Annotated in this window: 20 protein-coding genes; 6 read left to right on the top strand and 14 right to left on the bottom strand. The window is 55.8% G+C overall.

Annotated elements, in window-relative coordinates; translation table 11 throughout:
• Positions 1-28: 28 nt before the first annotated feature.
• Both ACZM8Y_RS10610 and ACZM8Y_RS10605 read right to left on the bottom strand, forming a co-directional pair.
• The gene (locus ACZM8Y_RS10610) at positions 29-1717 is read right to left on the bottom strand and encodes an FAD-dependent oxidoreductase (protein ID WP_302552881.1); all 1689 of its coding nucleotides are present in this window, start codon (positions 1715-1717) and stop codon (positions 29-31) included.
• Positions 1718-1798: 81 nt separating this feature from the next.
• Complete coding sequence (locus tag ACZM8Y_RS10605) at positions 1799-3466, bottom strand: FAD-binding protein (RefSeq protein WP_479858890.1); 1668 nt, start codon at positions 3464-3466, stop codon at positions 1799-1801.
• A gap of 133 nt (positions 3467-3599) precedes the next feature.
• Here ACZM8Y_RS10605 and ACZM8Y_RS10600 point away from each other — a divergent pair, with 133 nt between their 5' ends.
• Together ACZM8Y_RS10600 and ACZM8Y_RS10595 are read left to right on the top strand one after the other, a co-directional pair.
• On the top strand, positions 3600-4559 hold the full coding sequence (locus tag ACZM8Y_RS10600) for a LysR family transcriptional regulator (RefSeq protein WP_486850554.1): 960 nt from the start codon (positions 3600-3602) through the stop codon (positions 4557-4559).
• Positions 4560-5414: 855 nt separating this feature from the next.
• Positions 5415-6365, top strand: a complete 951-nt coding sequence (locus tag ACZM8Y_RS10595; protein ID WP_482330681.1) for a glucokinase — start codon at positions 5415-5417, stop codon at positions 6363-6365.
• Positions 6366-6380: 15 nt separating this feature from the next.
• Here the strand turns inward: ACZM8Y_RS10595 and ACZM8Y_RS10590 are convergent, their stop codons facing one another.
• From ACZM8Y_RS10590 to ACZM8Y_RS10580, 3 genes are all read right to left on the bottom strand, one after another.
• The gene (locus ACZM8Y_RS10590) at positions 6381-6920 is read right to left on the bottom strand and encodes a methylated-DNA--[protein]-cysteine S-methyltransferase (RefSeq protein WP_302552885.1); all 540 of its coding nucleotides are present in this window, start codon (positions 6918-6920) and stop codon (positions 6381-6383) included.
• A gap of 13 nt (positions 6921-6933) precedes the next feature.
• Entirely contained in the window at positions 6934-7353 is a 420-nt protein-coding gene (locus ACZM8Y_RS10585) for an MGMT family protein (RefSeq protein ID WP_487479878.1), read from the bottom strand.
• 426 nt (positions 7354-7779) lie between these two features.
• A complete protein-coding gene (locus ACZM8Y_RS10580; RefSeq protein WP_302552886.1) occupies positions 7780-8544 on the bottom strand; it encodes an SDR family NAD(P)-dependent oxidoreductase in 765 nt (254 codons plus the stop codon).
• 1692 nt (positions 8545-10236) lie between these two features.
• On the opposite strand from ACZM8Y_RS10580, the gene galE reads away from it, so the two are divergent.
• Together galE and ACZM8Y_RS10570 are read left to right on the top strand one after the other, a co-directional pair.
• Complete coding sequence (galE, locus tag ACZM8Y_RS10575) at positions 10237-11241, top strand: UDP-glucose 4-epimerase GalE (protein WP_482330679.1); 1005 nt, start codon at positions 10237-10239, stop codon at positions 11239-11241.
• Between the two features lie 38 nt (positions 11242-11279).
• Positions 11280-12428, top strand: a complete 1149-nt coding sequence (locus ACZM8Y_RS10570; protein ID WP_482330678.1) for an iron-containing alcohol dehydrogenase — start codon at positions 11280-11282, stop codon at positions 12426-12428.
• 145 nt (positions 12429-12573) lie between these two features.
• On the opposite strand, the gene ACZM8Y_RS10565 is transcribed toward ACZM8Y_RS10570, so the two are convergent.
• The 3 genes from ACZM8Y_RS10565 to ACZM8Y_RS10555 form a co-directional block, all read right to left on the bottom strand.
• The gene (locus ACZM8Y_RS10565; RefSeq protein WP_302553101.1) at positions 12574-12999 is read right to left on the bottom strand and encodes a hypothetical protein; all 426 of its coding nucleotides are present in this window, start codon (positions 12997-12999) and stop codon (positions 12574-12576) included.
• A 217-nt stretch (positions 13000-13216) separates the two neighbouring features.
• Complete coding sequence (locus ACZM8Y_RS10560) at positions 13217-14476, bottom strand: aromatic amino acid transporter (RefSeq protein WP_487479879.1); 1260 nt, start codon at positions 14474-14476, stop codon at positions 13217-13219.
• A gap of 479 nt (positions 14477-14955) precedes the next feature.
• Positions 14956-15696 carry a hypothetical protein gene (locus ACZM8Y_RS10555; RefSeq protein WP_479858514.1) on the bottom strand — a complete coding sequence of 247 codons (741 nt, stop codon included), beginning with the start codon at positions 15694-15696 and terminating at the stop codon, positions 14956-14958.
• 207 nt (positions 15697-15903) lie between these two features.
• Here ACZM8Y_RS10555 and trpS point away from each other — a divergent pair, with 207 nt between their 5' ends.
• The gene (gene trpS, locus ACZM8Y_RS10550) at positions 15904-16995 is read left to right on the top strand and encodes a tryptophan--tRNA ligase (RefSeq protein WP_302553103.1); all 1092 of its coding nucleotides are present in this window, start codon (positions 15904-15906) and stop codon (positions 16993-16995) included.
• 632 nt (positions 16996-17627) lie between these two features.
• On the opposite strand, the gene ACZM8Y_RS10545 is transcribed toward trpS, so the two are convergent.
• The 5 genes from ACZM8Y_RS10545 to ACZM8Y_RS10525 all read right to left on the bottom strand — a co-directional run bounded on the left by ACZM8Y_RS10545 (position 17628) and on the right by ACZM8Y_RS10525 (position 20833).
• A complete protein-coding gene (locus ACZM8Y_RS10545) occupies positions 17628-17825 on the bottom strand; it encodes a hypothetical protein (RefSeq protein ID WP_479858516.1) in 198 nt (65 codons plus the stop codon).
• A 243-nt stretch (positions 17826-18068) separates the two neighbouring features.
• Positions 18069-19040, bottom strand: coding sequence for a DUF362 domain-containing protein (locus tag ACZM8Y_RS10540; protein ID WP_479858517.1), 972 nt, complete (start codon positions 19038-19040; stop codon positions 18069-18071).
• A 380-nt stretch (positions 19041-19420) separates the two neighbouring features.
• Positions 19421-19729, bottom strand: a complete 309-nt coding sequence (locus ACZM8Y_RS10535) for a cupin domain-containing protein (RefSeq protein ID WP_479858518.1) — start codon at positions 19727-19729, stop codon at positions 19421-19423.
• A 240-nt stretch (positions 19730-19969) separates the two neighbouring features.
• On the bottom strand, positions 19970-20470 hold the full coding sequence (locus ACZM8Y_RS10530; protein WP_479858519.1) for a (R)-mandelonitrile lyase: 501 nt from the start codon (positions 20468-20470) through the stop codon (positions 19970-19972).
• Between the two features lie 18 nt (positions 20471-20488).
• On the bottom strand, positions 20489-20833 hold the full coding sequence (locus ACZM8Y_RS10525; RefSeq protein ID WP_479858520.1) for a hypothetical protein: 345 nt from the start codon (positions 20831-20833) through the stop codon (positions 20489-20491).
• 332 nt (positions 20834-21165) lie between these two features.
• Here ACZM8Y_RS10525 and ACZM8Y_RS10520 point away from each other — a divergent pair, with 332 nt between their 5' ends.
• A complete protein-coding gene (locus ACZM8Y_RS10520; protein ID WP_482330677.1) occupies positions 21166-22539 on the top strand; it encodes an ECF transporter S component in 1374 nt (457 codons plus the stop codon).
• 253 nt (positions 22540-22792) lie between these two features.
• Here the strand turns inward: ACZM8Y_RS10520 and ACZM8Y_RS10515 are convergent.
• On the bottom strand, positions 22793-23153 hold a 361-nt coding region (locus ACZM8Y_RS10515), incomplete at its 5' end, for a hypothetical protein (protein WP_489501724.1).

Genomic DNA, 23153 nt, shown 5'->3' with positions numbered 1-23153 from the left:
GCTTCCCCACAAGGAAAGCCCCGTGCCCTCACACCTGCATCCGCAACGGGAACGAGAAGCCGATGGCCCCGCAGGGGCAGCTGGTACGGCAGTTGGCGCAATGCCAGCATTCGTCGCCAAAGGCCACTTCCGGGCGATCCCGATCCTCAAGATGCTTCAGCTCAAGCACATAGCCGGGGCAATCGTCCACGCAGGTCCCGCACCCCTTGCAGTGCCCGCAGTGCATACAGCGCGCGGCTTCGGCCTGCGCCTGTTCCGGCGTGTAGCCTTCGTTGATCTCCCGGAAGGACAGCCCTTCCCGGATGCCCTGACGCTGCGGCTCGGCCCGTCCGTACTGCGCCACCCCATAGATTTCCTCAAAGGGCACCACATAAGGGGGCTGGGCCCCGGCGAGACGGTCGCGCGCCTCGATCCGGCCTTCTTCATTGATGACGTAGACTCTGGAATTTTCCCCGGTCAGGTAGGCATGGACGCCGAAAGCGGCCCTGCGCCCCGCTCCGACGGCCCCGGCAATGGACGACGGCCCCGAAGCCACATCGCCCGCGGCAAATACGCCCTCAAGCGACGTCTTCTGGGCGGCGTCCGCAACGATCCACTGGCGCGGGGTGCACTCCGGCACTTCATCCCCGAAGAAGCTGAGATCCGTCTTCATGCCCACGGCGAAAATCACGGTGTCGCAGGCAAGGGAATGTTCCCCGCCGGGAACCGGGATAAGCGACAAGCGTCCCTGTTCATCGAAACGGCATTCCTGCACGTCGAAATAGTCCACGCCGGAGACGCGGTCGCCGTCCATGCGGACGCCGGACATCGTACAGCTATTATGGATATGGACACCTTCGCGGCGGGCCTGTTCCAGATCCTCTTCCGGGGCGCGCATGGCGCCTTCCGCCTCAAGGCACAGCACATGCACATCGGCCGCGCCGAGGCGCCGGGCCGTGAACGCACAGTCGAAGGCCACCCCGCCGCCGCCCATGATCACGACCGTCCTGCCCACGTCGGGACGCTGGCCGAGCGCGGCCTTGCGCAGAAATTCCACCGCCTTGAGGCCGCATTCCGCGTTGGGTATGGGCAAGGCGTTCTCTTTGGGCGTGCCGGTGGCGACGACAACGGCGTCCGAGGAAGCACGCAATTCCGCGAAAGAAATGTCCTTACCCACGGTGACGTTGACACAGGCGCGGACGCCCGTTTCCAGTATCCAGCCGATCTCGCGGTCCACCACGTCGCGGGGCAGGCGGAAATCCGGGACGGCGTAACGGGGAATCCCCCCAAGCACGGGGCCGGATTCGTACACGGTCACCTCATGCCCAAGCAGGGACAGGAAATAGGCCGCCGTCATCCCGGCGGGCCCGCCGCCCACCACGGCGACGCGCTTGCCCGTTTCCGGCGCACGGGTGAAAGGTTCGATGCCCTTGGGCGCGTGATCGTAGACGGCGCGTTCCAGCGCCCGCGTGTTCACGCAGCCTTCCAGACGATCCCGGTTGCACTTCGCCTGACAGAAGTGGGGGCACACCCGCCCGGTCACGCCGGGGAACGGGTTTTTGGCGCGCAGGTAGCGCAGCGCTTCACCAAAGCGTCCCTTTTCCACAAGGGACTGCATCTTCTGGATCGGGTTTCCCGCAGGACAGGACGCCTCGCACGGCGAGGTGCGGAACTGATCCTTAAGGCTGTCGCCCATGACGATGGGCTGTTCGATTTCTCGGCTATATCTCGGGGGCATAGAAAACTCCTTGGCGCTCAGGGCGCATTCGACGACATCCGCGCATCGGCCTCCCCTCCGGGAGGAAACGCGCCATGAACCTTACAGAAGCGGGGCCTTGCCCCACTGATAGACCGGGCCATTCTCGCCGCGCGTCAGCAGGAGCGGCTTCGCCATATCGGGGTTGAGATCGGGGTAGTCGGTCAGGCGGTAGACGCAGCGCCCAGACTCCTTGCGCTCCATAGTGGCCTGAATAGCCAGCTCGCATACGGTGAGCACATCCTTCGCCTCGTGGCAGCGCATGAGATCGCGCAGCGTATCGGCGTGCAGGCGGGAAGCCTGATCGGACAGGAAACGGATCTTCTCCAGCGCGCGGGCCATGCCGGTCATGGAGCGGCGGAATCCCATGTAATAATTCATGACGTTGCGGGCAGCCTCTTCCAGCTCCTTATAGGAAAGCGTCTCGTCGTTCCCCATCGGCGCAAAGATTGCCTCACGCACGCGGGCGGCCAGAGCCTCATCCACCTTGCCAGCCGCGGACATACCGGACGCCTTCAAGGCAGCCTGCCTGCCCGCCTCGAACCCGCCGCACATCGCGCCGGAACAGTAGAGGAAGATGCTGCCGCAGAACAGGCCGGGCACGGAGGTTTCAAACTGATCGTTCACCGCGATGGTGCCGCCGAAGATCAGCTCGCCGATTTCCACTTCGAGGAGCTTGTGCTGGAAGTCGGTGCCGGTGCATTCCGCCCAGTCGCCGAACGTGGCCTTGTCGCCGGGCATCAGGATGTCCTGCAACTCGCGAACCACGGCTTCGTCCACATGCCGCATATCCATATAGAAAGGCGGGCCGGATCCTTCGAGCTGCTCTTGGAAAGTGCCCTGAATCTGGTTATTGCGTACGCCGTTTTCCCACATGGGATCGTACTTGCCCATGAACCTCTCGCCGAGGGCGTTGATCTCGTGGGCGCCGGAACTGTTGATCCCGTTCATGCCCGGACAGCCGTAGCCCTTGGGCAGCATGGTCGCGCGCTGGTAGGTATCCAGCTCCGTCACGGCGGCCCCGGCGTCGTAGCCGAGCACCACGCCCGCGCTGGTGTTGTAGGGATACATCCACACGTTGTACGGGTTGTGCGTGGAGTTGTCGGTGCCGCGCGTGGCGGAACGGCCCTGCGCCGAAACGACCGTCTTCGCGCGGATAATGTAGAATTCGCCGGTGCTCACGTTCCAGCCGAGCGCGCCGCAGGCCTTGCCGCCGTCCGTGAGGATCTTGACCGCCATCACGCGGTCGAGCACATCCGCCCCGCTCTCCCGGACGATCCGCGCCATCACGCGCTTGATGGTCATGCCGTTGGCGATGTGCACCCACCACGTCCCCGGCTGCCCAAAGCCCTGCGTGCGGAGGTAGCGGCCGTCCGGCGTCCTGCCGAATTTGACGCCTGCCGCCTCCAGCTTTTCAAGCATGGGCCTCATGTGGGCGTACCAGCCGTTGCGCAGCATGGCGGGGGTCCAGCCGTTCAAAGGCTTGGCGTAAAACTTGATCAAATCCTCGGCGGCATCGTGCGCGACGCCTTCCTCATCGAGGATCGCCATATAGTGGTCATTCCCGCCGCCGATGCAGCCGGAGCTTTCCAACTTGCCCTTGTCCATGAGGAGGACGCGCAACCCCTGCTCGCGCGCGCCGAGAGCCGCGCCGCAGCCGGACGCGCCGGAGCCGATGACGAGCACGTCCGTTTCGATGAGCGTACCGAGAGGATGAGTTGAGGTATTCATGGTTCCTTCCTGTTGTGAGGTTCGCTGCGGGGGCGGGCCGCGCCGAGGATCGGCGGCATCCCACGCCCCCTCTTGTGAAAAAAACATCATCAAAAACACTTGTATTGTCAAATCGAAAAAAAACATTTATCATTTGAAAAAATCATACAGTGAGGCCGCCATGATTGAAGAGCTGAACGGTGATTTTCTCCAATGGCTACGTGGCTTTTACTACGTTGCCCAGACAGGGAGCATCCGCCGGGCCGCCCAGATGATGAACAGGAACCCTTCGACCATCAGCTATCAGCTCCGGTCCTTGGAAGAGGAACTCAACACCGTCCTCTTTGATCGCTATAAAAAAAGCCTCCGGATCACTCCAGAGGGCAAAAAACTTTTTGAATGGACTGTTTACACGTTTGAAACATTGCGCGGGCTGCGCTCTGAGGTTGGGACGCTGAACGGAAAGCTGCAAGGGACTGTTACATTTTCCAGCAACTTGCCCTTTGCAGCACAAGTTGTCGGCATTGTCTCCGGGTTTCGGGAACGGCACCCCGACGTCAACATCCGCATCAGGCGCGCCCTGACCTACGAAGTGGTCGACGATGTGGAAAGCTCCAAGGTGGATTTTGGCCTCACCGGAGTTACAGTTCTTCCCGATCACAGCGAACTGGAAGAACTTTTTCAAGCGCGTCCCCTGCTCATCGTCCACCGGGACAACGCCTATCACCTTCCCAAGAAGCCGAAGCTCAGCGATTTGGAACGCCTGCCCTTCGTTTCGTTCCTCTCGGAACGAATGGACGACAGCGGCGATCCCTACTTTGAGAATATGGACGCAACCCTTTTCGTCAAAAACACCGTACTCAGCGTCAACAACTACCACCTGATGCTGCGTTACGTCCTCCACGGCGTAGGGGCGGCGATCATGGACGAAATGTGCCTCAAGGCCAGCTCCTACGGGACGGACTGGCGGCCTCTCGTCAGCTACCCGCTGGACGGCTTCCTCCCCACAGTCCGTTACGGCATCCTTGTCCGCAAACGCAAACACCTGAGCCCGCAGGCCAAAGGGCTTATTGAGAGTATCCGTGAAGAGCTGAGGAAAAAGAATCTGCCCTGAGCGTGCGGCTGTTGGAAGGAGGGGATTGGAGAGCAGGGGATCTTTTCTGAGGAAAAAGCGGAATATCCCGTTGTCCCCCAGACCGCCCGCACAGTCCATTCCCCGCCCAACGGTTTTTATAGGCTGTGTATAGAAAATGGTTGATGCTTTTTTCCTTGAAGTTCCAAAGGATTAGCCGATAACATACCTTAGCCGTGGATCCCGCCAAGGGGAAAACCGGAGAAAAAGGCCGTATTTTCACCGCATTGTGGAGATGAAACAACCACATATTATAACAGAGCCTTTTTGCATCCCTAAAATGACGACACAGCCTAGGCCGTGTCGTCATTTTATATAACTATTTGAAATTATTAAAACAACCCTTTTATGGCTTGAAAAAATAATTATATAATTCAATGGATTATATTTAATTGACGACACGATCTAGAAAATCATCGAAAAGGTGAATGCCTCACCCTTTCGTCTTTTCAGCCCCGCTAACCCGCTGCAACTGCAACGCGGAACAAGCCTATGCGTCCCTGCCCAACCGACGGCAACACATGCCGTGAAGCCTCGGAACCGTATGACGGCGAACGCCAACGAAACCAGCCACAGACCCCATGCCCATCAAATCTGCATGGCGGCGAACGCCCCTAAAGGAATCCAAAGCACCCCGGTGGGTTCCCGCTGCGGAAGATTCCAGCCTGCCGTAGGCCCTCTTTTGTGGGTATTCCTCATCGTTACAGGGTGCCCGCCTGTTTGAGATGCCCCTCCCCCATCAAGGAAGCGCCTTCTCCCCGCTTGTCTCCGGCCCGCATCAACTGGCATACTTCCTTTTATGCTCCGGGGTTGCCACGCCCCCAAAGAGGAGACCCTATGCCGTACATTATAGCCGTCGATCTCGGCGGCACCAATTGCCGTTTCGCCGGGTTCACCCTGGACAAGGGAAACCTCTCCCTGCACCGCATGGGCAAGCGCAAAACGGCGGAACTCCCGGACACGGGAGCCCTCATCAGCGCCTGCGGGACGGCCCTGGATCGGCATCCCCGCACCGCCGACGCGTTCGTCGTCGGCATGGCCGGCCCCGTCGCCGATCCGCTGAAAGCCCGGCTGACCAACGCGCCTCTGGAAGTGGATCTGACCGACGCCGAGGAACGGTACGGCATCCGTTCTTGCCGGATAATCAACGATTTCACGGCGGAAGCCTGCGCGTGCCTGACCGAAGCCGGTTCGAGCGCCCATTGCGTGCTCGGCGCTCCCGGCCCGCTTCCCGGCGGGCCCATCGGCATCATCGGCGCAGGCACGGGGCTGGGCACAGCCTCGCTCATCCGGGACAGCCACGGCTCATGGCTCCCCCTTCCAGCCGAGGGAGGGCATGTCATATTTCCTTTCATCGGCAAAAAGGAGGCGGCGTTTCGGGATTTCGCGGCGCAGGAGTCCGGGCTCGCCTGCTTGAGCGGCGATGATGTGCTGTCTGGGCGCGGGCTTCGCCTGCTCCACCTGTTTCTCACCGGAGAACGCCGGGAGGCTCACGAAATCGCCGCCGAAGCGCTCGGAAGCGAAACAGGAACATTGCGCTGGTATGCCCGTTTCTACGCACGGGCCTGCCGGAACTGGGCGTTGTCCACACTTTGCACGGGCGGGCTGTTCATCACCGGCGGCATATCCCTCCGCAATCCCCTCGTGACCGAGTGCGCCGCTTTCCGGGAAGCCTTTTATGAAGGCCCGCACCGGAGGCTGCTCGAACGCATCCCCGTACGCCGTTTCACCGACATGAACAGCGGGCTGTGGGGATCGGCATGGTTCGGGATGCGGATGACAGCATAGCGCGAAGCCAGCGGGTTATGGGGCGGTACTCTTTTTCGGCACAAAAAAGCTTTTTGAATATGCCCCTTCATGGGTCAGCAGTTTTATTTTTTTATCGATCCCACCGGCATAGCCTGTCAAACTTCCGTTGGCTCCGACGACACGGTGGCAAGGTATGATGATGGAAATGGCATTGTGCCCTACTGCGCCGCCTACCGCTTGCGCGGACATCCGTTCCCTATTGTGGAGCACGGCCATTTTTTGGGCCAATTCCCCATAGGTTACGACTTCACCATAAGGAATCCGGCAAAGGGCTTCCCATACCGCCTTCCTGAATCCGCTTCCTGCCGGCTCAAGCCTCAATTCTCCTATGCGGGGCTTCTCGCCGGCAAAATACCGATCGAGCCACCCCTTGGCCTGAATGAACACCGGGAAATCGTCCTGTTCCCGGACTTCTCCCTTCAGGGTAGCCGCGAAATACTTCTGGCCTTCCATCCAGAGCCCGGTAAGGGCATCGCCTTTCGCCGCAAGCATGACCCGCCCCAAAGGCGTTGTGTGGTACGTTATGCGGTTCACCGCCCTCTCCTTTTCAGTAATCCCACTGGCATTTTTTCAAATCCACATGGCTGTCGTCCTTCATGACGACCTGCTCCGCTTCCAGCAAAAGGCGCTGTTCCAGCCATCCGGGCACAAGGCGCCCCGCATGGTTGACGACCCTGTGACACGGATAGTCACCATAGTATTCCGCCATGCTCAGAACCTTTCCCACCAGCCTGGAATTTTTGTCCCTGCCGATCAGCCGCGCAATCTGGCCATACGTGGCAACGCATCCTTCCGGTATTTCCTCAACAACAGAAAGTATTTCGTATATCAAATCCTTGTGTACCATACGGCACCCCACGGCATATTCCAGCACCGCACCCTTGACGGGAAAGGCCGTTTTTCGTCCCTCCAATCTCCACCAGCCTGCGCTTGTTGTCCACGCCGACAGGATAATCGCGCAGGCCATAATCGCACGACGAGGGGCGTGGTTGTGGGGATGCCGTTTTCCCGAATGATCGCGTAGGCCATATCGCGCAGGATGCGCGGGAAAACGGCACTTCGAGCGAGTGCAGCTCATGTGCGGTACGGCAGGTAAAAACACCTTTCAGCGGACTTTCCGGATCCGGGCGGCTCTCGTGGGCGATGCGGCGGATCATTGTCAGGATACCCTGCCGTCCCCATTTCATGTAACGGACAGCAGGCATGAATCCACCCGCCGATTTCTGATCCGCTATTACGGCTACTGGCCCTTCGCCGCCTTTCCCGCCAGCCCTCACTCTATCCCGTTTGCCCCACATACAAACGGGATAGGGGTTGGGGCAAGCAGGCACCGGGAAGATGCCGTATCGTTTGCTCCGTATAAGCGGAATAGAAAGATGAAAAAGAAACGCCTCTAAACGATGGTATAGCCGCCGTCAGCCATCCACAACGCTCCCGTGACGAAACTGGCTTCATCACTGGCAAGGAAGGCGATCACCGAGGCGATTTCCTCCGGCTTGCCGAAACGCTTGAGCGGCTGCAGGGCGAGGAAGCCCGCCATACCTTTGGCCTCGTCGCCGGTATCCTTTGCGCCGTCGTGCAGTCCGGGGGTTTCCGTGGTTCCGGGGCCGACGGCATTGACGCGGATATTGTGCGGCATCAGGGAAATCGCCGCCGCCCGTGTGAACGAGGCCACCCCGCCCTTGGAGGCATGGTACGCGGCGTATCCCGGAGAGCCCACCACGGCGAAGGTCGAACAGACGTTGACGATGGCCCCGCCCGTCTTCTGGGCAATGAAGACGTTCGCCGCCCCTTTTGTGAACAGGAACATACTGGTCAGGTTCGTATTCAGTACGGCGTTGAATTCTTCAGCCGTCGTTTCCAAAAGCGTCTTGTTGAGCTGCCATCCGGCATTGTTCACCACGATGTCCAGCTTCCCGTATGTACGGGCCGCCGTGTCCAACACCGCCTGCACATCGGCCTCGTTCCCCACGTCGCACAGACAGAATACGGCTTCCCCTCCCTCTTTGACGATGGCCTTTGCGGTCTCATGCCCGTTGGCTTCATCCTTGTCGGCCAAGACGATCCGAGCGCCTTCGGCGGCGAAACGGCGGGCGGCCGCAGCGCCGATGCCTTTGGCCGCTCCAGTGATGATGGCTGTTTTTCCTTGCAGTTTCATAGTCCTTCTCACTGTGTTTTGCTGTATTCGGAAAATTTCTTTCCTTATACGCCTTCGGGCATCCCTGACAAGCGCGGCTCCAGCACGAAAATCCTCAAGCCCCTCCCGCAGGGCTCCCCAGCCCTGCCGAGCAGTATCTATAATCATTTTATGCTGGGCTCTGTTATAGCATGTGGTTGTTTCATCTCCACAGCACGGTGAAAATACAGCCTTTTTCTCCAGTTTTCCCCTTGGCTGAATCCTTAGCTAAGGCATTTTCCGGTTATTCCTTTAGAACTTCAAGGGAAAAAGCATCCGCCATTTTCTAGGCCGTGTCGTCGTCTTATATGTAACTATTTGAAATAAATGAAAAACAATCTTTTACAACTTGAAAATAGTTAAGTAATTTCAATAGATTAAATCTGATTCACGACACAACCTTATTTATTATGACATTATGCGGAAGAATTCCTTATGGAAAATCCGCAACGGCGGCACGGGATTGATGCAGCTTGACCGCTTTGGAAGGCCCCATTGCTCAGGATAAAAAGGCCAGTGGGACCCCCCGCCCATCTCAAGGGATAGAGCCTTGCGACAAGGTGCACAAAGGCCCCAGGCTCCTTTGCCGCTGCGGTTCAAGCACGCTGTATCGCACTTGGGCTTGAAATTTGGCTGTGTTATAGAAAGTGGTTGATGTTTTTTTCCTTGAAGTTCCAAAGGGATAACCGGAAAAAGGCCTTAGCCGTAGATCCCGCCAAGGGGAAAACTGGAGAAAAAGGCTGTATTTTCACCGCACTGTGGAGATGAAACAACCACAAACTGTAACAGAGCCTAAAATTTTAGAATAGGTTTACAGATTAGGCCGTGTCGTCAACTTAATATAATATATTGAAATTATTAGATCATTTAAGGCCATAAAAAGATTGTTTTTAATAATTTTAAAATAGTTACATGCAACATAACGACACAGCCTAGGCTCTGTCATAAGATATACTCGTTTCATCCCCCACAGCACCGTGAAAGGAGAGAATTTTATCCATTTTTCCGTTGGCGGGCTTCATAACAGAAATATCTTGTTGATTTTATTCCTATGTGACTTCAAAAAAAGCTGCGCCATAGGAAACGGTTGATGCTTTATTTCCTAAAACTCCAAAGGAATAACTCATAAAATACCCCAATTATGGAGTCCATCAGCGAAAAAAAATCTAATAAAAAGTTTATATTTTCAGTATATTATAAAAAATAAAACAACCACGCTCTATGGCAGAGCCCCAAAAGCATCTGCCATTTCCTACGGCACAGCCATGCACTATCTGGATGGAGCTTTTCCAATAGAAAACGGATTGGCAAAATGGGCAATCCCACCAAGGCTAGGGCCGCCTTATCTTCCTATGGCAAAACAGCTTTTCCGATATGTTGCCGTACAAACGTCACCCAATCGCCGACGGAACCTCATCGCCGGCCCTTGCGCGGATCGCCCGGCTGGATTAAGCAGCAAAAAAGATTGGCTGTGTCCTAGAAAATGATTTGGTGCTTTTTTCTTTGAAATTCCAAAGAAATAACCAGAAAAACGCCTCAACTATGGATTCAGCCAAAGGGAAAACAGGAGAAAAAGGCTGTCTTTTCACCGTGCTGTGGAGATGAAACAACCACACACTATGACAGAGCCAAAAGATTCAGCCCGGATAGACCGGGCGTCAGGAGAAAAACAATATGGGTAAGATTCTCGTCACCGGAGGAACCGGCTATCTCGGCACGCACATGCTTGTGGAACTCGTCAAGCAGGGCTACGAGCCCCTGTGCGTGGACAACCTCCACAACAGCAATCCGTCCGTCCTCCTCGCCGTAAAGGAAATCTGCGGCAAAGAAATCCCGTTCATCAAGGCCGACGCGGGCGACGTCGCCGCCATGCGTGCCTTGTTCGCCGAACACCGGATCGACGCGGTCATCCACTTCGCAGGGCATAAGGCCGTAGGCGAATCCGTGGCGCACCCGCTCATGTACTACCGCAACAACTACGACTCCGCGCTGACTATCCTTGAAATGTGCCTCAAGCACGGTAGCGCCCTCGTCTTCAGCTCGTCCGCCACGGTATACGGCGTGCCCCACTTCCTCCCCCTCACCGAAGACCATCCCCTCAGCGCGGTCAATCCCTATGGCCGCACCAAGCTGTACATCGAAGAGACGATCCGCGATGTGGCACTGGCGCATCCCGAATTCAACGTCTCCATCCTGCGCTACTTCAACCCGGTCGGCGCGCATGAGTCCGGGCTCATCGGCGAAAACCCCAACGGCATCCCCAATAACCTCATGCCGTTCGTCTGCCAGACGGCGGCGGGCATCCGCAAGGAATTGCAGGTGTTCGGCGACGACTACGACACGCCCGACGGCACGGGCGTGCGCGACTACATCCATGTGACCGATCTCATCTCCGGGCACATCGCCGCGCTGAAAAAGCTGGAAACGAAGCCCGGCTGCATCATCCACAACCTCGGCACGGGCAACGGAACCAGCGTCCTTGAGATGGTCCGCCGCTTTGAGGCCGTCAACGGTGTGAGCGTACCCTACCGCATCGTTGCCAGACGCCCCGGCGACGTGGCTAGCTGCTATGCCGATCCGTCCAAGGCGTTTGAGGAGCTGGGCTGGAAAGCCGTGAAAAACCTCGACGACATGGTACGCGACAGTTGGCTGTGGCAGTTGAAGGGCGCGAAGAACTAAACCGGATGCGATCGAGCCGACGTAAGGAGGGGATTCCCATGCAGTGCCATTTCCACAATCCCGTCAGTATCCATTCCGGCCCCGGCATGCGCCGCCGGATCGGGGCGCTGGCCGCGAAATACGGAAAAAAGGCGCTTATCGTCACCACCGGCAGCGCACACTCCCGGTCGCTCGCCGAAGAAGCGGGCGCTTCGCTGGAAGCCGCCGGGATCGGCTGGGCGCACTACAGCGGCATCCGTCCCAACCCGCTGGGCTCGATGGCGGCCGAGGGCGCTCAGGCGGCCCGCGTCAACGGGTGCGACATGGTCATCGGGATCGGCGGCGGCAGCGTCATGGACGCAAGCAAGGGCATCGCCTTCGCCTATTACAACGACGCACCGATCTTCGACTACATCTACGGGCGCAGACAGGGCGGGCAGGCCCTGCCCATCCTGCTCATCGCCACCACGGCGGGGACGGGCAGCGAAGGCAACTGGACCGCCGTGTTCACCGACACGGATCATGTAAAAAAGGGATTCGCCCTGCCCGCCTTATACCCCAGGGAAAGCATCGTCGATCCGGAGCTCATGACCACGCTCTCCAGCCGGGGCATTGCGGGGCCCGGCTTCGACGCGCTGGCCCACGCCATCGAATCGTTCCTCTCCGTCCGCGCCAACCCGTTCAGCAAGCTGTATTCGCGTCAGGCAATCCTCTGGCTGAATGAAGGCCTGCCCAAGGTACAGGCCAACCCCTCCGATCTCGAAACGTGGGAACGGGTGGCGCTGGGAAGCACGTTCGCGGGCATCGCCATCGGCAGCGCGGGCTGTACCGCCCCGCACGGCATCGAACACCCGATCAGCGGCCTGCTCAACGTCGCGCACGGCGAAGGGCTTGCCGCCATTTATCCGGAATACATGCGGTTCATGCGGCCCCACGCACAGGCGGATTTTGCCGAGCTCGCCCGGCTTCTGGGCGCGGAAACCTCCGGCCTTACGGAAGAGGAAGCCTCCCTATGCGCCGTCGAACAGGTGGATGCCCTTCTGAAAACGCTGGAGATCGCCTTCACCCTGTCCGACCTCGGCGTGCAGGAAAGCCAGCTCGACTGGCTGGCCCGGACTGCGCTGGACAGTATGCCCGCCGTATTCGCCAACAATCCCGCGTCGATGACTTTCGACGACGTCAAGGCCATTCTGGAACGCCGCCTTTAAATCCCCTGCTTCACACAAACGGGCGGCCCTGAAATCCGAAGATCTCAGGGCCGCTCGTGTATCCGGTCTTCACCGGAGGGCCTCGCCCGTCAGGGCAAAGAAGGTGCGGAGGACGGGCCGCCTTTGCCTCTCCCCCGTTTCCAACTTACGAAAAGTCTTTCCACACCTGTACGCCGGTATAGCATTCCACGGCGACAAGGATGATCAAAAGGACATTGATGGCCCCGTGGATGAGGGGCAGGATCTTCCGCTTTTTCTTATAGCGGTTCATGATGTATCCGGTGATCAGCCCAAGGACGGCCAGCCCGATGATGGGCCACGCCAATTCGGCATGCAGCCCGGTAATGTGCGTGCTGCCGAACAAATCCAGCGTCACATAAAAACCGAGCGCCCCGAGAATCCACAAAACGAGGGCCACTGTCCCAAGCCTTACATGCTGCTTCCACGGGAAAAGCGTCTTCTTGCCGAGCAGCATCGCCACCCGTTTCAGCCCCTGCCACATGGCCCATACTCCGAGAACGGCGGCGCATACCTGCATCAACGGATGCACCCACAGCAAAACCTCACTCATGCTTCCTCCTCTTTGCACCGCCTTCTTAGGGGAAGCCGGTAGTTAGTAATAGTTACTGAAAGTGAATTTTTAGAGCATTTCGCGTTGGGAAGCAAGCTTTTTCTGAACCAGTGCATCAAACAGGCAGGCCGCACCTGCCTGGCAACGCGCCCAAGCAGCCCATAAAAAAGCCCTCCCGATCAGCCGACCGGGAGGACGAAAGAAGCTGGCGGAAGCCTTATTCGTACATGGGCAAGTACTGCAGCACGAAAAGGATATGGCACACGGCGGTAATACAGCCGTATATGAGCAGCACATAAATGGTCAAAGAGCCGCCCGGAGCGCTATAGGCCGCCGCCGGGAACTTCTTGCGGCTGGCCCACAGCATGAGGGCCGGGACGATGACCGACCAGATGGTTGCGGCGAGGCCCGCCCAGCCGATGGCCGCGAGGAAGCCGTCCGGCTTGATGAGCCCGCCGAGCAAGGGCGGCAGGAACGTCACGAGAGTCGTTTTGGCCCTGCCCATAACGGAGTCATCGAACTTGCACAAGTCGGCCATATAGTCGAAAAGGCCGAGCCCCGCGCCGAGGAACGAAGTCGCCACCGCGAAGAAGGAAAACGCCTCCAGCATACGGAGGATGAAGCTGCTGTCGATGCCGGAACCGGCGGCACGGATAAGATCCCCGACATTGCCGCCCGCGGCGATGACGGACTTAAACTGCTCGCGGGAGATGATCCCATCGGCGGCCACAATCCACGCGACATAACAGAGCAAGGCAATCAGCGTGCCGTAGCGCAGGCACTTATTGATATCGGCCGGCCTTTTGCCGAAATACTTGACGAGGCTGGGTACGGAGGCGTGGAAACAAAACGAGGTAAGGTAGGTGGAAAGCGCACACCAAATGAAGATGGCCGCCCCGCCGCCGGATCCGTTTTCGCCCAGATCAAGCAGCACGGGCAAACGGATCTGCGACAGCATACCGGTCATGGACAGGATGAAGGTCAACACCATGCCGCCCATCAGGATGACCGAAAGCCGATCCACAAACCGGGTGCTCCACCAAACGCAGGCCATGAGGATCAGCGAGAAAAACAGGCTTGAGCTCATCATGCCGGGATCGCTGCCCGTCACCGCCATAATGGTCTGCTGCACGGTGGACCCACCGCCGCTCACATAGGCATACACCAGAATATACAGGACGAAGGCCACGGCAAGCCCGTTGATCGTGCTCCAGACGGGGCCAAGCGTATCCTGAACGAGCGTGTGGAAGCTGCTGCCCGGCTCGTAATGCAGGTTCACTTCCAGAATGGCCTGGCTCGCGCGCAGCATCAACAGCCACGTCAGGGCCATCAGCAGCAAAGACCAATAAATCCACATGCCCGCCGAAATCATCGGCAGCGCCAGCATCCCGGCACCGATAGCCGTCCCGGCGATGATCATCGTGCCGCCCAAAACATTGCCTTGAAAACCCATGCCTTCTCCCATTTGTTCCTGCATCACGGCAGGTTTTGGGGTGAAATCTCTCCGGCGGTATCGATCCATGCCGCACGGCCTGCTTTCCCCTGTGGGGCATCCCGGTTACAAAAACGATAGAGGGGAGCGAGTATCCTCTAAAACAGACGACAGGTCTATATGCACAGTGGGCCCGCCGTCCGCCAAAGCCGGCGGGACGCTTCCAACCATGCGCCGCCACAACACTTGCCAAGCAAAAAAACATTTACCCCACCGTACGGAATTCGCCACCCCTCGCCCAAAGCACATAAAAAACAGCCGCCCCATCCGGCGTTCCCCCGTATCGTTATGGCTTCCGCACACGGGAAAAAAGGGACATCAACGACGATGACCTTGTTGCCGTGGAAGGTACAGGCGAATTCGCAGGCAAGGCATCCCGTGCCGAGACGGAGCACTTCTCCCACCGTCAGATGTCCGAACGAGGGCACGCCGTCCTTCAATTCGGGGATACCCGCGCATACTTTTTACAAGCGGCGACGCACGCCGTGATCCCACAGGAAAGGCGCTTGCTGACATCGATCGAGATCGTCGAAGATTTTTCTTTGATTTCCAAGGAGCTCCCCTGCCTTCTGATGCTTTTTCTCAGCGGTGTATTCCCCGTACAGAGCAAGCAGCCGTTCACCGATGAACTTCGTATCCGTGACGTGTTCCCGCCCGTAAATCTCGATGCGCCTGCCGATGCCGTCCGGGGCCGTCATGTCGGCGGGCCCGGTATGCAGGATCTCAAGGGATTCGCCTTCACAGTTACCGCACAGCAACAGCACGCGGGGAAATCCGGGCTTCTTGGGCAGGCTCTCGCGCAGCACCTTGACCAGCGCGTGGGCGTGGCGCCGCTGCTCCTGATTCGCCATCATGAAGCCGCCGAGCAGGTACCCTTCAATATTGGGCTGTGAGGGGGGCACATTGGCGACGCGGTAAATCTTGGCGGCAACGGGGTTGCCGCTGACATCGGCGTAGTTGGCGGCTTTGAGGCCCACGGCGTTCAGCGCGTCGAGGCCCATCATGGCGGAGCCGCCGATGGTATGGCGGCCCACATAGCCGGGGCTCACTTCATCGTAGCCCATGTTCATGAGAAAGCCGATGCCGCAGGCGTCCGTCTCTTCGATGCCCCAGCCGATGACGTCCAGATCCGTGGGCTGGCCGGGCAGATCACGGGCGATCTTGATCCCGAAATCGGGGCGGCGAGGCCCGTCTGCGCAACGCAAAAGAGCGTGAGGAAGCCTCTGCGAGGCATCCGCCCGTCCCTCCTCCATCCGAGGGTAGTTCCGGGCGTTTGAACTTCATCGCCCTATCATGTATGAACAGAAACCGTTACGAAGCGGGGCCCGAGCATGGAGAGGCGCGCTGCGACGCCACCCGCGCACGCCGCAAGCGTCAACCGAAAAACGAAACAGGCGAGAAGGAAAGCTGTAATGGAACAGATTATATTGACTGGAGATCGGCCCACCGGAAGATTGCATGTCGGCCACTACGTCGGTTCGCTGAAGCGCCGGGTGGAGCTCCAGAACTCCGGCAAATACGACAAGATTTTCATCATGATCGCGGACGCGCAGGCGCTGACCGACAACGCCGAACATCCCGAAAAGGTGCGCCAGAACATCATCGAAGTCGCGCTCGACTACCTCGCCTGCGGCCTTGATCCGGTAAAATCCACGATGTTCATCCAATCGCAGATCCCGGAACTCTGCGAACTCTCTTTCTATTATATGAACCTCGTGACCGTGGCCCGGCTCCAGCGCAACCCCACGGTGAAATCCGAAATCCAGATGCGCAATTTTGAGGCCAGCATCCCGGTCGGCTTCTTCACCTATCCGATCAGCCAAGCGTCCGACATTACGGCCTTCAAAGCAACGGCCGTGCCCGTTGGCGAAGATCAGGCCCCCATGCTGGAGCAGACCAAGGAAATCGTCCGCAAGTTCAACGCCGTTTACGGGGACACGCTGGTCGAGCCTGAAATGCTGCTCCCGGACAATAAGGCCTGCCTGCGCCTGCCCGGCATCGACGGCAAGGCCAAAATGAGCAAATCGCTCGGCAACTGCATCTATCTGGGCGAGGACGCGGACGAGGTCAAAAAGAAGGTCATGTCCATGTTCACCGACCCGAACCACCTCCGCGTGGAAGATCCCGGCCAGGTCGAGGGCAACCCGGTATTCACCTATTTGGACGCGTTCAGCCGCCCCGAACATTTTGAGCGCCATTTCCCGGATTATCAGAATATCGAAGAAATGAAGGCCCATTATACCCGTGGCGGCCTCGGCGACATGAAGGTCAAAAAGTTCCTGAACAACGTCCTGCAGGACGAACTGGAGCCCATCCGCAGCCGCCGCCGGGAACTTGAAAAGGATATTCCCGCCATCTATGACATTCTCAAGGAAGGCAGCATACGGGCCCGCGAAGCCGCCGCCCGGACGCTGGATGACGTAAGGCGGGCCATGAAGATCAACTATTTTGAAGACATGGATCTGATCAGCGAACAGGCGAAGAAATACGCCCGCTCGTGCTGATGGGCTTTCAAGCCGCATGAAGCCGGAAGGGAAGCTTTTCTGAAAGGCTCAGCCATAGCATGCGGTTGTTTCATCCCCACAGATCGGTGAAAAATACAGCCTTTTTCTCCAGTTTTTCCATTGGCGGAATCCACGGCCAAGGCGTTTTGCTGGTTATTTGAAGTTCCAAAGGAATAACTCATAAAACGCCCCAATCATGGAGTCCATTAGCGGAAAAATCAGATAAAAAGTATATATTTTCAGTGTACTACAGAAAAAACAACCATATGATAGCCTTCTGAAAAATGCAGGCCATCCCTTCACCAAGAAAGGCCCCGCACATCCCTCAGGCTGAGCAGGTATGCGCGGGGCCTTTTCGCTTGGCTGTGTCATAGAAAATGGTTGATGCTTTTTCCTTGAAGTTCCAAAGGAATAACCAACAAAATACCTCAGCTGGGGATTCCGCAAGGGAAAAACACGATAAAAAGTCTGTATTTTCATTGTGCTGTAAAAACAAAACAACCACATACCATGACAGAGCCTTTCGCTTAGGCTCTGTCAAAACATTATTGATGCCATGTTACCGCAATGGATTTCATTGAGTTTTTTGAAGGCATCTGCTGGCGCAGCCAACGACGGAAAAACGTATTTCATCAACGCGCCCACAATGCCGCCCCCTCCATAAGCGGCAGCGGCTCCGTATTGTGGAAAGCGCCGCCTTCATAGTGGGGCGACTGCGATATTGCGTCAAGACGGGCACCTTCAGGCAGCTTGCCGAATGAAGCCTGCGGCATGAAAGCATACCCTCCCCCGGCAAGGATACAGAGCAAAGGCACCAAGCCCAATGCCACGCACTTCCCCCTTTTCATGGAATATCCAAAGCGTTTCACCTTTCAAACGCGAACGGGAGGCGGCAAGGCGAACCGGCCTACGAGACAGTCACTTTTGCAATGAAAGCCGCATTTCAACTATCTGAAGCCCAAAATGAATTTTGGGGAAACTCATTAAAAAGGCGAATGCTTCCGGCCCACTTCCAGAACCGCCTTGCCGCCTCCGCCGCTGCCCTCCGCGCACATCGGCGGAATCCTGCCGCCTTACACAGTGATCAAATCGTATTGATTGTTCCCCATGCCTTGGAGCTTCATATACTCAAGCTGGCGCAGGCCGCTGCGGGACTCGATGCGTTCCACAAGGTCGCGCCGCTGCGCTTCCGGCAGCGCATAAACCATGTCCACCGAAGCCTGATCGACAGCCAGAATATCCGTCGAGGCAATGATCCCCAAATCCGGCGTGGTGGGTGCCGCCGCGCCAAGCCCGGCGCAGTCGCAATCCACCGACAGGTTCCGAAGCACGTTGATATAGGTAATATGCTGCCCAAAATGATTGGTAATGGCTTTGCCGCCTTCCACCATCCGCTCCATGAACAGCGGGCCTCCGGGCCAGCTCCCGTCGCCCGGAAGCTGATGGATCTGTTGCTTGCCCAGCTTCCCTGAGGCGCAGCCGATGGAAATGTTTTTGAGCGATCCGCCGAAACCGCCCACGGCATGCCCTTTGAAATGGGTCAGCACCAGCATGGAGTCATAATTCAGGATATGTTTGCCGACGGACACTTCCGTAAGCCATTTTCCGCCGGGGATGGGGAGGCTTATGTCCCCATCCTCATCCATGATGTCGACGGAGCAGAAAGTCCAGCCGTTGGCCCTCAGGGTTTCACGATGCCCTTCCGTGGTCTGCCTTGGGCTGGGATACAAAACATTGCATTCCACAATGCTGCTGTTCGGGATATTCGCTTGAAACCCTTTGACCATTTCACGGGGTAAAATATTCGGCCCATGCGGTTCGCCCGTATGCAGCTTAATGGCGATCCTGCCGATCATGCCCTGATTGACGCGGGCGTAGACCTTCATCAACCCTTCGAGGCTGATGTCCTTCGTAAAAAAGACCTTGGCCTTTTCCTGCGGCGCGGCAATGGCTGAATCGGCTCTGGGGAACCCACCCAAGGCGAAGGCCCCTACAGCGAACGCTCCACCCTTCAGAAAACTCCGACGCGAAAACTGTCCGGCCATACTGTGCACTCCTTAATTGCCTTTACACAATGGTGTTTGTAACCTTTTTATTCATTCTTCTTTCAAAGCAGCTTCGTGGCATCCCGTACTCGAAAACAGAAAATATATCGCCGTATGTTTTCAAAAAGGCTCTGTTATAGTTTGTGGTTGTTTCATCTCCACAGTGCGGTGAAAATACAGCCTTTTTCTCCGGTTTTCCTCTTGGTGGAATACAGGGCTAAGGCATTTTGTCGGTTATCCCTGTGGAACTTCAAGGAAAAAAGCATCAACCATTTTCTATAACACAGCCTTCAAAAATATGTTTCCAGCGCACGGCATATAAGGCAAGGCCACATCCCCGGCCTTTTGGGGCAACGGATTCCCCATGTATTGCCCTTCCGCTACTTTTCCAGCCACTCGACGTTGTTCCCGCCTTCTTCTCCAGCCACGAAAATATGGGGCATGGCGACGCCGGGCGCGGCTCCGTGCCAGTGTTTGATACACGGAGGAAACAAGACCACATCGCCGGGGCGAACCTCTTGAATCGGCCCTCCCTGCCCCTTGCCGACTCCAACCGTAATGATCAGAGCCTGCCCCAAAGGATGGGGATGCCATGCAGCACGGGCTCCCGGCTCAGAGGTGGCATATGCGCTTGAAGCACATACGACGCGACCGGGAACGTAGGATCTGAACCGTGCCGGTAAAACCATGTATCCGGCCCCTTATATGGAAGGCTGTGAACTGTACGCAGGATGGCCGAATCACCCACAGCGACGGTGGAAGAAGTATCTTTTTCCATATGACGGACTCCATTATCGCCGTTTTCCCTATAGGGGGAGAAACGGCTTCCTACTCCGAAGAGCAGACAGCACCTTATTTCCTGCCCGTTTCCCCCAGCAGACTTTACGGGGAAACAGGGAATGGCTTCAGATACTTCTTTTCAGCCCGCATCACTTGCCGTTATACTGGGCATCGGTCACTTTTTCCATCCACTCTACAACCTTGCCGGGCTCCTTTTCCTCACAAATAGAAATATGCGTCATAGCGCTATTCGGTGCGGCGCCGTGCCAATGTTTGACTCCCACAGGGCATATGACTACATCCCCCGCCCTGATTTCCTGCATCGGCTTGCCCCACTCCTGAGTCCGGCCAACACCGGAAGTAACAATCAGCACCTGCCCCACAGGGTGGACATGCCAATTGGAACGGGCCCCCGGTTCAAATGTGACGCTGCCTCCGCTGGAGCGCATATCATTGTTCGCCGCGTAGAGGGGATCAATGCGTACGCTGCCTGTAAAAATCGTATCCGCCCCCTTGATGGAAGCCTGTTCACCATTTCGCACGATGACTTGTCCCGTCTTGCCGGATTCCGCGGCCTCAGCCGGAACAGCAAGCACCCCCTGAGAAACAGCCCAAAGCACGGCCAACATCATTGCTGAGAGTCGATTCATAGCATATATCCTTAATGGTTAAGTGATGATGGAATATACGATAGCGTTAGCCGAAACCGTGCGGTAGACACAATTCTCTCTTAATCTTGCCTGATCCTCTCTTTTCTCTGAAAAAACGCGATCTAAAACAAAAAAGAAAGCAATCCCCGCCTGTTGTGGACAGGCCGTGGATGCTTTCCCCGCATAAACCTTCCCACTCCAGCACAAAACAAAACCCAACGGCCCACATGCCGCTTGCTTAACCAGTCCACTAACAATGCAAAACGGGCCGACGAACTGCTCTGTCGGCCCACATGCTTTTAAGATACTGAAAAGGCGCTCAAGGAGACATTCGCCTTTTCGATGATTTCCTAAAAAATTCATTTTGAATTTCAGATAGTTGAAATACGGCTTTCATTGCAGAAGTGAATGTCCCGCTCAAGAGAAGGCTTGAATTTTCAGTATGATCCATTTTTATAACCGACGCCGGGCATGAAATAGCCGATGTGGGCGTCACTGAAAGCTGTACCGGCGACTGGCCTATCCCAATTCCCCTTGCCGATGTAACCACTGAATCCAAATGGAATATCGGGTAATCATCCGTATTTTCAAGCCAACCTAAAATAAAATTCCCACTGGCCAGCTGATCAGCTATGGACAGATAGCGTAATTTTTAGCAAACTATTTGAAATTACACTCACTAAAGAAATATCATCATGTCTATGCGCAATTCTCCACTCTATCTTCCAATATTGTCCATCCTTGTGGCCGTGGAGCTGGTACTCGCCTTTTCCGCATTCGGTTATATTGTTATTCCGCCTATCTCTTTTACCCTCATGCCACTGCCGGTTCTTATAGGGGCATTACTGTTTGGGCCTGCGGAAGGCCTGGTTCTAGGTGGAATATTTGGGCTGACGAGCATGTGGAAAGCATCCGTGACTGCTACAGCGTATGCCGATCAAATTTTTTCACCGTTCATCAGTGGTGCTCCAGTATCCAGCCTCATAGTCAGCGTTGGAATGCGGATGGCCTTTGGGTTTCTGGCGGGCTGCCTCTTCCTTCATGCAAAAAAGAACACCAGATATAAAAAAGCGTGCATAGCGTTCGCAGCTATCCTAGCAGACTTTCTGCACTCGTTTTTGGTAATCACAGCCATACAAATCCTGTTTCCTGAATCCGGCATTACTCTGTTTTATGGACTATTACGAAAATTGTCTCTACAAAATTTTATAGAATGGGGTGTCGTCGGCCTGCTCATAATAGGCGTTTACGCCGTATCAAATTCCAAAGAAATACTCTTTATCCGTGATGAAATAAAAAAGACGGAAGGTATTGCAGCACACCCGAAAATCTTATTGGGTTTGGCCGGATTTATCCTATTGATGTTTCTATTGACATTAGGGCTATGGTATCATTTTTACAATCGAACAGAAATGATATTGCGTTGTGAAGGTGTTGCCATATCAGAAAAAATCCTAAGCCAATTTTGGCAGTTGGGAGCACAGTTTTTAGTAGCCGTTATCTCGTTATTTTTGGTCGTCTCCATTGTCTTGATCCTAACTGAAAAATACCTCCTGAAATTGACTCAGCAGGCTAAGCGCGACTTGATGACAGGGTTGTACAATAAAATGACCCTGACGCGGTATGTCGACATGGCTCTACGCGATAACAATTCTGGTTTCTTGCTTATACTGGATGTAGACAACTTCAAGCGGCTTAACGATACATACGGCCATCCCGCCGGGGATAAGGTCTTAATATCTATTGCCAGTATTCTTCAGGCTCATTTTGATGGACACGGGATGGTAGGCCGTTTGGGCGGAGATGAATTCTGTGTCTATGTAAGCAATCTATCCAAGGCAAAGATGATTGAGAAAGCTGACGAGATAGGCAAAGATATAGCCGCACTGTCCATATCGGGGACATACGATGTTTCATGCAGTATTGGTGTCGCGTTCTGTGAAGGAAAGCGGAATTTTATGGAAGCATATACTGCGGCGGATCAAGCGTTGTACCATTCTAAAGAGTTAGGTAAAAATCGCTGTTCATTTGAAAGAGCCCTCCCCTCTTTTAACGATGGATTCCAGTAACAATGCGTAGGGAATCACATCCTCTCTCGCCCGTGTGCTTGCATGAATATTTTTGGGATAGACATCCAGCTCTTTTTCAACTCCCGGACACGCCGTAACCATCCCTCTTCTTGAACGTGTTCCATTCTTTTTCACTTCGTAACTACCCAACACCCTCGCAGTTAAAAGGATATAGTCCCAAATAACAACCGCCCGCATAGCGGATAGTTTATTGTTTCGGCCTTTTTGTGTCCTCGATAGGTAAAGCCTATAGTTAGGCTCCAATATGCCAAAATCCAATTTTTATCATAACAATAAATTCCATTATGATTACAGCAAGCAAGAAACTCCATATTATAAGCAGACGGCGTCCCCAATGCTTTTTATTTTTATATTGCAACCCTATCAAATATTTATTCTTCTGATTGTATCTGATATGACAAAATACAAATGGAACAACAATAAGAATAATACTTCCTAACAGTTGCAGTACCAATGAAATTTTCAGTTTGTTTACGACAGATACCAAGGGAAGAAAAAAAGTACAATACCAACATATTGCAATGAGCATATTTCCATCACCCGGGCTTTGCTCTCGTTGGTGGAATCGCTCTCCGACATACCATACATAATCA

Source organism: Bilophila sp., assembly GCF_057864385.1.
Note: the sequence above shows the minus strand (reverse complement) of the source record. Positions and strands in the feature narration are given on the sequence as shown.

What these genes read in the sequence shown, in the direction of transcription:
- galE (WP_482330679.1), top strand. Translation starts at nt 10,237, where the DNA reads ATGGGTAAGATTCTCGTCACCGGAGGAACCGGCTATCTCGGCACGCAC.
- ACZM8Y_RS10530 (WP_479858519.1), bottom strand. Translation starts at nt 20,470, where the DNA reads ATGAATCGACTCTCAGCAATGATGTTGGCCGTGCTTTGGGCTGTTTCT.
- ACZM8Y_RS10605 (WP_479858890.1), bottom strand. Translation starts at nt 3,466, where the DNA reads ATGAATACCTCAACTCATCCTCTCGGTACGCTCATCGAAACGGACGTG.
- ACZM8Y_RS10525 (WP_479858520.1), bottom strand. Translation starts at nt 20,833, where the DNA reads ATGAATTTTTTAGGAAATCATCGAAAAGGCGAATGTCTCCTTGAGCGC.
- ACZM8Y_RS10565 (WP_302553101.1), bottom strand. Translation starts at nt 12,999, where the DNA reads ATGAGTGAGGTTTTGCTGTGGGTGCATCCGTTGATGCAGGTATGCGCC.
- ACZM8Y_RS10595 (WP_482330681.1), top strand. Translation starts at nt 5,415, where the DNA reads ATGCCGTACATTATAGCCGTCGATCTCGGCGGCACCAATTGCCGTTTC.
- ACZM8Y_RS10535 (WP_479858518.1), bottom strand. Translation starts at nt 19,729, where the DNA reads ATGGTTTTACCGGCACGGTTCAGATCCTACGTTCCCGGTCGCGTCGTA.
- ACZM8Y_RS10570 (WP_482330678.1), top strand. Translation starts at nt 11,280, where the DNA reads ATGCAGTGCCATTTCCACAATCCCGTCAGTATCCATTCCGGCCCCGGC.
- ACZM8Y_RS10580 (WP_302552886.1), bottom strand. Translation starts at nt 8,544, where the DNA reads ATGAAACTGCAAGGAAAAACAGCCATCATCACTGGAGCGGCCAAAGGC.
- ACZM8Y_RS10610 (WP_302552881.1), bottom strand. Translation starts at nt 1,717, where the DNA reads ATGCCCCCGAGATATAGCCGAGAAATCGAACAGCCCATCGTCATGGGC.
- trpS (WP_302553103.1), top strand. Translation starts at nt 15,904, where the DNA reads ATGGAACAGATTATATTGACTGGAGATCGGCCCACCGGAAGATTGCAT.
- ACZM8Y_RS10540 (WP_479858517.1), bottom strand. Translation starts at nt 19,040, where the DNA reads ATGGCCGGACAGTTTTCGCGTCGGAGTTTTCTGAAGGGTGGAGCGTTC.
- ACZM8Y_RS10520 (WP_482330677.1), top strand. Translation starts at nt 21,166, where the DNA reads ATGTCTATGCGCAATTCTCCACTCTATCTTCCAATATTGTCCATCCTT.
- ACZM8Y_RS10585 (WP_487479878.1), bottom strand. Translation starts at nt 7,353, where the DNA reads ATGGCCTGCGCGATTATCCTGTCGGCGTGGACAACAAGCGCAGGCTGG.
- ACZM8Y_RS10560 (WP_487479879.1), bottom strand. Translation starts at nt 14,476, where the DNA reads ATGCAGGAACAAATGGGAGAAGGCATGGGTTTTCAAGGCAATGTTTTG.